The organism is Pseudoalteromonas sp. Cn5-37, from assembly GCF_021532495.1.
Lineage (GTDB): Bacteria > Pseudomonadota > Gammaproteobacteria > Enterobacterales > Alteromonadaceae > Pseudoalteromonas > Pseudoalteromonas simplex.
On sequence record NZ_JAKGBA010000024.1, the window covers coordinates 35945 to 49323 of the forward strand.

The 13379-nt window shown below is 42.3% G+C and carries 9 protein-coding genes; 4 read left to right on the forward strand and 5 right to left on the reverse strand.

The genetic code is table 11. The annotated features are described in order from the left end of the window. Positions 1–110 precede the first annotated feature (110 nt). The gene (locus tag L1266_RS18140) at positions 111–1607 is read left to right on the forward strand and encodes an arylsulfatase (protein ID WP_054553996.1); all 1497 of its coding nucleotides are present in this window, start codon (positions 111–113) and stop codon (positions 1605–1607) included. Positions 1608–1647: 40 nt separating this feature from the next. On the opposite strand, the gene L1266_RS18145 is transcribed toward L1266_RS18140, so the two are convergent. The 4 genes from L1266_RS18145 to L1266_RS18160 all read right to left on the reverse strand — a co-directional run bounded on the left by L1266_RS18145 (position 1648) and on the right by L1266_RS18160 (position 7615). Beyond that, positions 1648–3888, reverse strand: coding sequence for a tetratricopeptide repeat protein (locus L1266_RS18145; protein ID WP_235378065.1), 2241 nt, complete (start codon positions 3886–3888; stop codon positions 1648–1650). Between the two features lie 126 nt (positions 3889–4014). Further along, complete coding sequence (locus L1266_RS18150) at positions 4015–5241, reverse strand: threonine/serine ThrE exporter family protein (protein ID WP_082389304.1); 1227 nt, start codon at positions 5239–5241, stop codon at positions 4015–4017. Between the two features lie 149 nt (positions 5242–5390). Beyond that, a complete protein-coding gene (locus L1266_RS18155; protein WP_235378060.1) occupies positions 5391–6611 on the reverse strand; it encodes a glycosyltransferase family 4 protein in 1221 nt (406 codons plus the stop codon). Beyond that, complete coding sequence (locus L1266_RS18160; RefSeq protein ID WP_054553993.1) at positions 6608–7615, reverse strand: LacI family DNA-binding transcriptional regulator; 1008 nt, start codon at positions 7613–7615, stop codon at positions 6608–6610. The genes L1266_RS18155 and L1266_RS18160 overlap by 4 nt, the downstream gene beginning before the upstream one ends. Before the next feature lie 162 nt (positions 7616–7777). Between L1266_RS18160 and L1266_RS18165 the strand changes: the two genes are divergently transcribed. The 3 genes from L1266_RS18165 (at position 7778) to L1266_RS18175 (ending at position 12152) form a co-directional block, all read left to right on the forward strand. Continuing rightward, positions 7778–10231, forward strand: coding sequence for a S9 family peptidase (locus L1266_RS18165; RefSeq protein ID WP_235378061.1), 2454 nt, complete (start codon positions 7778–7780; stop codon positions 10229–10231). A gap of 115 nt (positions 10232–10346) precedes the next feature. Next, positions 10347–10946 carry a hypothetical protein gene (locus tag L1266_RS18170; protein WP_235378062.1) on the forward strand — a complete coding sequence of 200 codons (600 nt, stop codon included), beginning with the start codon at positions 10347–10349 and terminating at the stop codon, positions 10944–10946. A 108-nt stretch (positions 10947–11054) separates the two neighbouring features. Next, the gene (locus tag L1266_RS18175; protein WP_235378063.1) at positions 11055–12152 is read left to right on the forward strand and encodes a serine hydrolase domain-containing protein; all 1098 of its coding nucleotides are present in this window, start codon (positions 11055–11057) and stop codon (positions 12150–12152) included. Positions 12153–12176: 24 nt separating this feature from the next. Here the strand turns inward: L1266_RS18175 and L1266_RS18180 are convergent, their stop codons facing one another. After that, positions 12177–13082, reverse strand: coding sequence for a LysR family transcriptional regulator (locus L1266_RS18180; protein WP_235378064.1), 906 nt, complete (start codon positions 13080–13082; stop codon positions 12177–12179). Between the last annotated feature and the right edge of the window lie 297 nt (positions 13083–13379).

Below are 13379 nucleotides of genomic sequence, written 5' to 3' on the forward strand. Positions count from 1 at the left end.
AGAGGCCAATGTATATAAAGGTAAGTGCTAGAATCGACCGTTTTTTCATCTATACTGATGAAAGCTCATTGTGAGTGAAAGGTATTGCTTTAACTAATAAAGGATGATTTATGAAAAAACTAATAGCGGCAGCTATTTGCGGTTTGGTTTCAACGGTAAGCCTTGCAGCTGATAAGCCAAACGTATTGGCCATAATGGTTGATGACGTTGCGCCAATTTCACTCAGTGCATACTCGCACGGTATGACCTACCCAACCCCTAATATTGATCGCATTGCTAACGAAGGTGCATTGTTTACTGATCATTATGCACAACCTAGCTGTACTGCGGGCCGTGCAGCATTTTTAATGGGGCAGTTGCCTGTGCGGACAGGCTTAACCACGGTGGGTCAACCTGGTAACCCTCTTGGTATAAAAGAAGCCGATCCTACCTTAGCCGAATTTTTAAAAGCTCGCGGTTATATGACGGCTCAATATGGTAAAAATCATTTAGGTGATTTAGATGAGCACTTACCAACAAAGCATGGCTTTGATGAATTTTACGGAAATTTGTACCACTTAAATGTGTCTGAAGAACCCGAGCAGGCTGATTACCCTAAAGATCCTAAGTTTGTTAAAAAGTTTGGCCCGCGTGGTGTGATTGAATCTTACGCCAATGGCAAAATCACTGATACTGGCCCACTTACTCGCAAACGAATGGAAACGTTTGATGAAGAAGTGTTAGAGCGCTCACTTAACTTTATGGAACGCGCAGTTAAAGCGAAAAAACCATTCTTTATTTGGCATGCCACAAGTCGTATGCATGTTTACACTCACCTAAAACCTGAAAGCCGAAATTTAGCGACAGGCATTAGTTCTGAAGAAGATATTTTTGGTAGTGGCTTGATGGAGCATGATGGTCATGTTGGCAAGCTACTAGATAAACTTGATGAGCTAAAAATTGCCGATAACACCATTGTTATTTACACCAGCGATAATGGTCCTGAGCAATCAAGCTGGCCTGATGCAGGAACCACTGAGTTCCGTGGTGAAAAAATGACAACCTGGGAAGGGGGCGTGCGCGTGCCTTTCTTGGTACGCTGGCCTGATGAAATACCAAAAGGCTTAAAGCTCAATGGCATTTCATCACATGAAGATGTTTTCCCTACAGTTGCTGCTGCATTAGGTGAAAAGAACTTACGTGAAAAGCTTAAAAAGTCAGACAAAGTGTATATTGATGGTGAAAACAACCTAGCTTATTGGACTGGTAAAGCTGATAAATCTGCACGTAACTATTTCTTTTATTACTATGAGTCACAACTTACGGCGGTACGTTTTGGTCCATGGAAAATGCACTTCGCGACCAAACCAAATGGCTTATATTACGAAGATATGGTAACTCACAGTATGCCTAAATTATTTAATTTACGTAAAGATCCATTAGAACACTATGATGGGGTAACTGGTTTTCATCAAATCATGCGTAAGAGTTGGTTGATGCAGCCGATTATTGCTAAGTTAAATGAACATGTTCAAACCTTTGTTGAATTCCCTCCACGTCAAGAAGCGGCGTCACTTAACGTGAATGAAGCAATCGAAAAAGCAAAATCACTAAACTATGGGCATTAATTATTAACCATAAGTTGAAAAGGGCCGATTAGGCCCTTTTTTAATGATTAATGCTATTCATCATTTCGAGCTGTTTCACAAACTGCTCAACTTGCTGGTTACCCGGTACCAAGCGGGCTAGGTTTCTGGCATAAAACAGCGCTTGGCTGTAGTTCTCTTCTGCCACATACCACTGTGCCAAACTGTAGCTGATATCTGGGTTATTCGGTGTTAAATTAAATGCGCGCTCAAGGGCCGATATGGCTGCGGGCATGTTGCCTAAATCTTGTAATAGCAGGGCGTAGGTAAACTGATAGTTTGCATTTTCTTGTGCAAACTGCGCTGCTTTTTGTAAATGGTTAAGAGCGGTGTTTTTTTGTTTTGCGCGAATAAGGCTCATTGCCAGGGCATAATGTATGTCGGCGCTTTCTAGGTTAACGTCTAAGCCTTGTTTTAAGATGGCTTGCGCTGCTTTTTCATCGCCTTGATTACGGTATAAATCTGCTAAATTGACATAAGCGGGAGCAAAAATAGGCTCAACACTGATTGCTTGCAGGTAATGTGCTTTGGCTTGCTCAGGCTTTTGTAATGTGAGCGCCAAATTGCCTAAATTGGTGTGTGAATAGCCACGCTCTGCTTGGTACTCTTGAATGCCTTTGTATTCATCAAGGGCTGCATTTAAACGTTTGCTGTCTTGCTCATTGAGCCCCGTAGGGAAGGGTTGAATTAACATACCTGCAAGTGCTCGTGCAGCTTCGGCTCTGATAGGCAAATTTTCATCATCTAAAAGCGGGTTCAACAGGCGCCAGCGCTGGTTGATATCAAACGGCATCGCCGCCTCAATGGCTGCTTGGCGTTTTAATGGTTCGCTGTCTTTTACTGAGCGAGCAATCGCGACGACAGCATTGTTATCTTGGCTTGCGGCTAAGCGGCTTAATGCTGATGCACGGATGATCTCAGGAAAGCCTTTATCTTGCACGATTTTGGTCAGCATGGTTGATGCATTAGGCAAACGGTTATCCGCGGCATAAAACGCCTCAGAAAAATGCGCAGTGCCAAGGTGCTTTGAATGTGGATGCCAGCCTTTTATTTTAGCAACCGCCCATTGTGGCGTCTTGTCTTCATGGCAGCTATTACAGGCATTTGGGGCATTGGTTTTTAATGTTAAGTCTGGACGTGGTACCCGAAAGCTGTGGTCGCGCCTTGCATCCACTTGCATATAGGTGGTGGCAGGCATATGACAATCAACACATTGGCTACCAGTACTTGCCACTTTATGACCGTGATGTTTTGGCGTGTCGAACACCTCTTGGCTATGACATTGCGTACAGGTTTGATTACCCGGTAGCTTTAATTTACCCGAATGAGGGTTATGGCAGTTACTACATGTTACCCCGGCATTGAACATTTTACTTTGTAAAAATGAACCCCAAACATAGTCTTCGTCCCACACTTGACCATCAACGTGATAAAGCTCTGGAGTGAGTAATGAGCCTTGAAAGTGTTGTAAAAAGCTATGTGGGTCTTTGCGGTCATCAAGCTGTGAGCGGCGAGCATGGCATGTTGCACACACTTGCACTTGCTCGCTTTTTACCAGAGGCTGCACGCTTTGCATACTGCCATCGATTTCTTGGGTAAAAAGCGGGGTTTGCTTTTTAATATTATGAGTAAAGCCTTTATCAGCAATACTGCTATCGCCATCAGCCCATTTTAAATGCGCTTGTGTGTCGCCATGACACGCTTTACAGCTCACGTTAATGCTTGAATAAGTTGAATCAAAGCTATTCGTTTTAAGGTCAAATTGCTTTTTGAAATCAGTTGAGTGACAATCGGCACACATATGATTCCAGTTTTGGCCTTTTTGCGACCAATGAAAAAGGTCGTGTTGTTTCTGCTCAGGATGCAGTACAAACCAGCGCTGACCGCCGTCTGTTTTAGTGCGTGAGTCCCACGCAAATGGAAACAGTTGTATGTGGCCTTTGCCCATATTAAACATGTATTGCTGCAATGGCTCATAGCCAAATGTGTATAAAACAGGGTAGTCAGTCAACTTGCCATCAAGGTTTGGCATGCTTATAAAAAGCTGTTGGTCTTTTTGAAAAAAGCGCGCCTGCTGACCTTGATAGTCGAGGGTTTGTTCGTTGAAATTGCCAAGCACTGAAGCGGGAGTGGCTTTTTCCATAGCATGAAAATGATGGGATGTTTGCCAGTCTGCAACTTGGCTTTGATGACAGTTAACACACTGGGACTCTGCAAACACACTAAATGCGAAAAAGCTACATAACAGCCAAGCCAATCTCATCACAGAATAAATCCTTTTTATTTTTACCACATGCACTTATGAGTTATATCAGTTTGTTACAGATAAGCAAAGTCGGCTTGTTAAAACGGGGATATAAAAAAGCCCGAGAAGCTCGGGCTTAGTAAGTTATAGACTTTTCTTCGGTGGCAGCGCAACGTTAGCGAAGATAAGCCCCGCCACTAATGACATAAATATCAAGAAGGTTTGTTGGCCTATATGCTCCGCATAAACGAAATCTTGGCCTTCAATTAATGAGTTCAAACCGATATAGGTTTTACTTCCAGGTACTAAAACAATTAAACCTTGCATGGCTACAATAGAGGCGGGTGCATTTGCAACACGGTTAAACAAGTTACTGAATACCCCGACAGATAAAGCACCAACAAATGTACCTAATGTGTAGTCTAGGTACATAGCGGAACCAATACTTGTGCCATACGCGATAAAGCCAGAAGCGATTGACCAAACTGCATGCTTTAATTTTGTTCTAAAAATAACGATTAGGCTGCTACATAACATGAAGATAGCAAGCCAGGCTGTCCACTTTGGTAATGGTTCCGGTTGCACAAAATCACTTTGTCCAAAAATAGCAAAACCAATACCGATACCAATAAAAGCACCAAAATACAGTTTAAACAGCAGCATGAATGAGTCCATCACCCGAGCTGTACCAGATACTAAATGCCTTGCCGCTAACTCTGCTAAACCGAGGGCTAATGCTAAGCCGGGTATAAATACAATGATGGCTGAAAGTACCACCAGTCGTATGTTTATTTGGGCATCAAGGTATACGCTTACAGCGCAGGCAATCATCGCAGAAACAATGGCAACTAATGGTTCAAGCATATGCGCAACACGCTTAGAGCGTGTTGACCAAAGTACAAATAAATACACCACTAAGGTGATCAGTGCTGACCAAAATACATCATTCCAGCTAGTGCCCATCAACATGGCAAATGCCCCACCTGAGGTCGCAAATGCAACGCCAGTCATAAATTTATTATATGGGTTTGGCATGGTGTAAATAATATCGAGCTGTTTATCGACTTCTTGTAGCGTCAGCTCGCCATTAAGCATTTTGTTTACTAAGTCATCGGTATCTGCCAGCGAGCCTAAGTCATGATCGCCCGGATCAACACGCGCCACATGGGTATACTCTTCTTCGTGACCATCTGTCCAGATCACAAAAGTCACGGATGTTGGCGACATAACAAAAGATGATTTTAAACCGAGGTAAGTCGCAACTTCCATTAAGTGCGCTTCTAGTCGGTATGCAGGTGTACCGTATTTATGAAGCATTTTGCCAAGCTTCACGATAAATTTTCGTTTTTCAGTAAACGTTGCGGTTTTCAAAGGCGTTTTGAACCAAAGGTTAAATTGTTCAGTTAAGGATAGACCAAAATTCAATAAGATATAGTCTAATAGCTAGACTATATCGCTTAAATTGACCAGCGCGATTTTAGCGACAAAAGCCGCTATGTCTAGTGTTATTTACGGCAAAATTACTTATTTTTTGCTTCAATCCACTGCGCCATGTATTGGGTCGAACGCATGGTGTGATGTTTAAGCATTTGGCCGGTAAAATTTTGCTGTCTATGCTGCGCTAATGACTCACTAATGGCGGTGATTTTAGCGATTAACTGCGACTGAAGTTTTGATTTATCATAATATTTTTGCAATAACTGCTGGCCATTTTGCTGTGCCTCATTAAATAACGCTTCATCTTGATAAAGTGCTACTGCAGCACCTGAAAATTGCTGTGCATCCTCACAGATTGCGCCTGACCATGGCTCATCTTGATGCATGCCTTCACTACCAATAGGGGTTGTTACGCTCGGCGTTTGCATGATCATCGCTTCGAGTAACTTACCCTTAATACCCGCCCCAAAACGCAGTGGCGATAAACATACTCGGGCATCTTCCATAACTTGATAAGCATCATCTGCCCAGCCTTTGATTAAGAAGCCGGTTTTTGGATTGTTAAGCGCTGTCGCCTTAGGTGGCGGGTAGGAGCCATAAATATGGAGTTCAGCATCGGGTAATTGTTTGCGGATCAGCGGCCAAATCTGTTGCAAGTACAACACTGCATCCCAGTTTGGCGCATGACGAAAATTACCAATGGTCATAAAGTGCTTACGCTCAGCAAATGCTTTGGTGCTGGTAGGAATATGCTGTAAATCAACCAAAAATGGTAAATGATGAAGTAGGGCGTTATCTACTTTGAAAACGTCATTGAGTAGCTGCATCTCGTAATGCGAGATAATTAAGCTGATGTCTGAGCGTAAAATTGCCGCGATTTCTCGCTTTGCAATATCGCTGTGTAAATCACTATGGCTGAATTCTCGGCCTGCTTTGTGAGCTTCGTGACGGGAATTTCTTAGGCACTGTAAATCTTCGGTATCAAGAATTTTAAGTGCGTTAGGGCAGTATTTATCGACTCGCCAACCGAACTGTTCTTCCATCATAAAGCGATCAAACATCACAATATCAGGGTTATACGCTTGCACGTACTCATCAAAGCTTGAGCAGTTTAATGCAATGACCTGTGTGGTAATGCAATCTTCGCTGAGATCCACCATGTGTTCGGTTTTTTGCGCTGGGCTTGCAAATTCAACTTGCCAGTTTTCTGCACGAAAGGCGCGCAAGAGTGACATCATGTGGGTGCCGGCTGCCGACGAATTAGGCTCAGGCCATACATAACCGATCACTAACACTTTTTTCATTGACTTGAATCTCGTATTTTTAAGTTAACATCCACCAAGGTGCGAACGGGTGGCGTTGATTTATCTAATAGTTCTTTTAACACCTGGCAGGTGCGTTTACCGATTTCATCGGCATTAATGGCGATGGTTGAAAGAGAGGGCAGCATTAAGCGTGAATCTTCTAGGTCATCAAAGCCAATAACTTTAATGTCTTTACCCGGCTCAAGGCCGTGTTGGCGCATAGCTTCAATCGCGCCGTAAGCAATCACATCATTAAAACAGACAATGGCCTTGGTATTTGGCGCTTGTTTTATAAGGGTATTAAAGGCTTCTCGGCCACCTTGGCGGTTTGTCGGCGCTTGAATAACGGGTTTTTCGTCAGTGATATTAAATTGCTCAAGCGCAGCTAAAAAACCACTTAAACGTTCATGGTAGTCAGATATTTCTGCCGTGCCGCCTAAAAATGCAACTTCTTCTATGCCTTGCGATAAAATATGGCTAGTCGAAATATGTGTGCCTTTTTTGTTATCAGGCAAAATACAAGGCGCAGCTGAAAACGGAATTTCACGCATGATATTAATAACCGGAAAACCACTATTTATTAAATCATCTTGCCACTGCTGCTCTGTCCCCGGTGCTGGACACATAATAAACGCCGATACGTTGTATTCTTTTAGGGTTTTCACCACTTGAGTTTGCCTTTCGACACACTCTGCAATATTCACCAGCATTGGCAGCATGCCAAGCTCAAAGATGTGTTTTTCGAGACCAACAGCAAGCTGAGCTGAATACGGGTTGGTTAAGTCATTTATAACCAACGCGACTAGGTTTGATCGCTTGCTGCGTAGGGCTGCAGCATCGCGGTTATACACATAGCCAAGCTTATCAATGGCAGCCAGTACTTTTTCTTTACTTTTTTTACTGACCTTATCACTGTTGGTAAGGACCAAAGACACGGTTGACTTTGAAACCTGTGCTTGTTCAGCCACATCCCAAATTGTGACTTTGCCTGTCGATTTTTTCATTTTTATTAGCAAAAAGTGGCGAATAGAGTGCTCTTATTTTAGCGTAATTTAGCTGTTTAAGTCACTGATTGGCTGCCAAAAGGGTCGAAACTCTTTATGAAATGCTGCAAACATGTTCTACTTGTTTACAGAATCGAAAATAAAAACGAAAAAGGAACGAACATGAAAGCATTTAAACTGCTTTTTGCGCTAGTCATTGGCGCAGCTGTTTGCACACCCAGTTTTGCTAATCAAGGTTATCAAACTCCATCGCCGGCACTGGCTGCTGTGGTTGACGCTAAGCTCGCACCAAGTAGTTATTTATCGAATGATGGCCAGTGGCTGGCGTTATTTGATAGAAAACGCATCGATACCTTACAAGACTTAGCCAAAGAAGAGTTAAAACTTGCGGGCATTAAGCTTAATCCTGCTAATTTTTCGCGCTCACGAGTGCGTAATAAATTTACATCTTTAGTGCTTAAGCATGTTGAAACAGGCTCTGAAATTGTTGTATCTGGTTTGCCAAATGGCATTTTACGCTCACCAAGTTGGTCAAGCGACAGTCAATACTTGGCGTTTGTGGTTGAACAAGCATCGAGTGCTAACCTATGGGTCTATAATGTAAGTACTAAACAAGCCCGCCAGTTAAGTGATACGCCTCTTAATTCTGTGCTAACGCGCACGCCTTATACTTGGTTACCAGATAGCAGCGCTATTGTCGCTAATGCAGCGGTCAATATTGGTAAAGCACGTATCAGCAACGACAGCTCGCAGGTTGTGCCTGTTATTCAGCAAAGTAGTGGTGAAAAAGCGCCTGCGCGTACTTATCAAAACCTGCTAACTAGCCCATACGATGAAGCACAATTTAAGTTCTTTGCCCAAAGCCAGCTGACTTATATTCCGCTCAGTGGTCAAGGCCAACCGATTGGTCAACCGGGCTTAATTAAATCGTTTTCGGTCTCGCCTGATTCAACCAATATTTTGGTTGGCATGATTGATGAGCCTTTTTCGTATCAAGTACCTTACAGCCGATTTGCAGCGACTTGGCAAATTTGGGGCATGCGTGGCTATACGCTTGCAGAGCTTGCGAAGCAGCCTTTAGCAGATAACATTCCACAAGGTTATGACAGTGTGCGTACTGGTCGCCGCGAATTTCAATGGCGAGCAGATCAAGGCGCTGAAGTCATTTGGGCAGAAGCACAAGACGGCGGTGATATGAAAACCGACGTTTCTCATCACGATTACCTTTATAGCCTAAGAGCACCATTTAAACGTGATGCGAAGTTATTTGCGAAAGTTGAACGCCGTTTTGACTCAATTACTTGGGGCAACGGTAATGTTGCTCTGTTATCTGAATGGCGCTTTAGCGACCGACAAGTTCGCACATTTGTTATTCAACCACGTAATGCAGATAAAAACCGCGTGCTATTTTCTGAGCGCAGCTATAACGATGCGTATAAAGATCCAGGTTACCCAATTTATGAAAAGAATGATTTAGGCGCTGACGTATTAAAAGTTGTTGGTGGGCGTTATCTTTTCTTACGCGGTAACGGTGCCTCTGAACAAGGTAATATTCCGTTTTTAGACCGATATGATGTAAAAACCAATACCACAACACGCGTTTGGCAATCAGAAGCGCCATATTATGAGCGTGTGCGTGCAATGCTTGATGATGAAGGCGAGCGTTTAATTACGATTCGCGAATCTAAAACTGAGCAACCTAACTTCTTTATTCGCGACTTAGACGATAAAACCCTGACTCAACTTACGACTTTTGAGCACCCTTACCCAGAATTTAAAGGGGTGACTAAAGAGTTAATACGATACAAGCGTGATGATGGTGTTGAGCTTAGTGGTACGCTTTATTTACCGCCGGGTTATGATTCAACTCAAGGCCCGTTACCGGTTCTAATGTGGGCTTATCCGCTTGAATATAAAGATAAAGCCGTTGCGTCGCAAATGCGCGAGTCGCCGTATGAATTTACCTACATCGGTTATTGGGGGCCAATGCCTTACCTTGCAAAAGGTATTGCCGTATTTGACGACCCGAAAATGCCAATCGTGGGTGTTGACGGTAAAGAGCCAAACGACTTATTCCGTAAGCAGCTGGTGGCAAGTGCTAAGGCTGCGGTAGATGTACTTGTTGAAAAAGGTGTGGCAGATAAAGATAACATTGCCATTGCTGGTCACTCTTATGGTGCCTTTATGGTGGCGAATTTATTAGCGCACAGCGATTTATTTAAAACCGGTATTGCTCGCAGTGGTGCTTACAACCGCACCCTAACGCCATTTGGTTTCCAAGGTGAAGAGCGTGATTTTTGGCAAGCGCAAGATGTGTACGCGGCTATGTCACCGTTTTTCCACGCTGAGAAAATCAATGAGCCTATGCTGATGATCCATGGTCAAGAAGATCCTAATTCGGGTACTTTCCCAATGCAAAGTGAGCGTATGTACGCTGCATTAAAAGGCTTAGGTAAAGAAGCCCGCTTAGTGATGTTACCTTATGAGGCGCATGGCTATCGCGCTCGTAAGAGCTTGCTGCATGTACTTTGGGAGCAAGAGCAGTGGTTAGAAAAATACTTATTAAGTGACGAAAAACCCGTAGAGCCAGTTGCCGCTGACGGTGTCACTCAGTAGTTAGTTAAATGGTTATATTAGGAATCCCCGCCCATTAAGCGGGGATTTTTGTATTGCCTACTTGCATATTCTTATTCGTAGATAAGCGGTTAGCAAATAAGAGGAAATGTTGTTCATGTTTATAATTCCAGATACCGACAAGAAAATTCGCGCAAAGATATCTAGCTATAAATCTGCTTTTAACCGAGAGATTAGAGATTATGGCTGTATCTCAGATGGTTATGGTAAGCGATATTTAATATTTCCTTTGTTGCTCGTACTCAATGATATGAAAAAAGCTGAGCAACATATACAGTGGCATGATTCACACTTTCCTGATGATATGGGTGAGCCAGTGCAAATGTTGTGTCGTTCGATACTAACGTTTCGTATTGGTGATATTAATAAGGCGTCTTACGAACTAGCTGAAACTATGTTTTCGAATGTATATTTATTGCCATGGCTACTTGATGAAAAAGTAGAACCTATTGATATGCGCCATCTAACAAACTTCTCACTGTTAGAGTATTGTGAGGAAGTACCATACAGAGTTCTCGAAAGCATATCAGAGCAAGAGCTGGAGTGGATTTACAGCTGCTATCATTCAGAGGCTTTTGTAAAAGCAAGAACACGTTATATTGAAATCTACACGCGCTTAAAGCATGTTTCAGAAATGGATGAACGCGTTAAGCTATCTGATGAAGCTGAGAAGTTACTATCAGCTCTAAAAGTTTAGCAGGCAATAGCTTAAGGGAAGGTCCTAAGTGCTTGGTTTCTGCTTTGAATGCTATTTTAGTCAATTAAATTAGGCCTTTGATGCGGTCGTTATAAAACAAGGATGCTCATGAATAAGTTTATAATTCTTATATTATTTTTAATATCGTCTTGCTCATTACATGCAAAACAAACCAAAAGTTTAGAATTTTCTAAAGTGCTAGATAAGGAGATCCCGTTAATTCTTGAAAAAAGCAAAGCGCGTGGTATTGCTATATCGATTGTTCAAGGGAATGAGGTGCTTGGTTCATATTCTTATGGCCATGCTGACGCTGAAAATAGAACCCCAATCACACACAAAACTTTATTCAATGTTGGCTCCATTTCTAAAGTGATTACAGCTTGGGGCGCAATGATACTAGTTGAACAAGGTAAAGTTGAACTTGATAAACCAATTAATGATTACTTAAAAAGCTGGAAAATACCGAATTCTCAGTTTGATGCTAACAAAGTAACTTTACGTAATATTCTCTCTCATACTGCAGGGCTTTCATTAAGTGGCTACAATGGATGGAGTGCTGAAGATCCATTACCTACTCTTGTAGAGTCATTAGAAGGCAATAATACGGGTGATGGAGCCGTTAAAATTATTCATGAACCTGACACTAAATGGTCATACTCAGGTGGTGGTTACACGATAGTTCAGCTGTTAATTGAAGACCTGACTAATCAATCTTTCAGTAATTTTATGACTGAAAACGTTCTTTTACCCCTCGGAATGACAAATTCTTCGTTTGATATCAACCGTATTTCTCCAGCAAAGCTGGCTAGTCCTTACGATGAGAATGGCAACAAAACAGCTATGGTGTACTTTACAGAAACAGCTGCCGCTGGCTTTATAACAACGGCAGATGATTTAGCTAAGTTTAATCAGGCAGTGCTAAAAAATGAGCAAGGTAATTACATTGGTTCAAATATTTTATCAAATCAGCTTATTGCAAATATGATTCAAGCTCAGCCTCACACAGGAGGGCGATGGAGTATGAGTTATGTCGTAGACTCTGAGAATAACAGTCTAGGTTTTGCAGGGTTTAATAGAGGCTGGACATCCTTAACTCGCTCTGTGACAGATAAAAATATTGGTTATGTAATATTAAACAATAGTAGCGTTGGTGGAGTGAATAATGAAATTGATCAACTCCTGCTGTCTGTAATTAAAGGTAGTTAAACTGAAGCGCACATAGCAAGTATCTTAGCTATGGGTAATCGGTTTTAATTGCTCGCTTAACCAATCAATAAACACTCGGGTACGCCTTGGTAAATGGCGTCGATTTGGGTAGACGATATTCATAGGCATGGGCGGCAAATTATAGTCAGGTAAAACTTGGATAAGTTCACCACGGCTGAGCTCGTCGAGAACCCCATGACGAGGCACTTGAATAAGGCCAAGCCCAGCTAAACACGCTGCTTTATAAGCATCAGTATTGTTGACTGTAAGTTGTGATTTCATGGTCAGGGTTTGCCAATCGCCATGCGTATCTTGGTATTCAAAGCCTGGGTCAAGTTGGCCGAGCGTTTGGCTATAGCGAACAATGTAGTGCTCGGCTAAATCGCTAAGTTTTGTTATGTTGCCATAGTTTTTAATATAACCTGGGCTGACACAGTTAATCATAGGGCAGTGGCCAATTTTTTTCGCAATCAGCGATGAGTCTTCTAAATTACCGACTCGCACTACACAATCAAAGCCTTCTTCAATTAGGTTAACTCGTCTGTCAGAACTACTCAGTTCAATCTCTAATTGCGGGTGTGCAGATAAAAAGCTGTCTAGATTCGGTAGCACTAAGCGCCGACTAATTGGCTGTGGCATATCTACTCTAAGACGCCCTGATAACGCTTCGTCTTTTTTATGAAATAGGGTTTGTAGTTCGTCTATATCAGCAAGCATATCTTTGCAGCGCTGATAAAACACAGTGCCTTCATTGGTCAGCGTAACCCGTCTTGTTGTGCGGTTTAGAAGCCGAGCACCTAGCGTATCTTCGAGTTGTTTGACCAACTGCGAGACGGATGATTTAGGCATGCTCAGTGCAAGTGCTGCAGCCGAAAAGCTTTTTAGCTCTGCAACCTGAACAAAGGTTTTCATGGCATTTAGTTCATTCATGATTGTTTGTTATTTCCGAACAGTTAATTCGATTTTACATGGTTTATCTGGTTTTGCAGTGTAAATATACTGGTTGCTCACAATTACTTCAAAGCAAAAGGGTAAGCACGATGAGCAACAAAATTGCAGTGATCACAGGTGGTAATCGCGGTTTAGGTAAAAATACAGTTTGAACTGGTTTAATTGAGCAGGACACTTTAATAATGGACAATGATCTAATATTGAGGTGTTAAATGACAAAACGAAAAAACAAAACTTATACAACCGAATTTAAGCAAGAAGCAGTTGCTTTAGTGA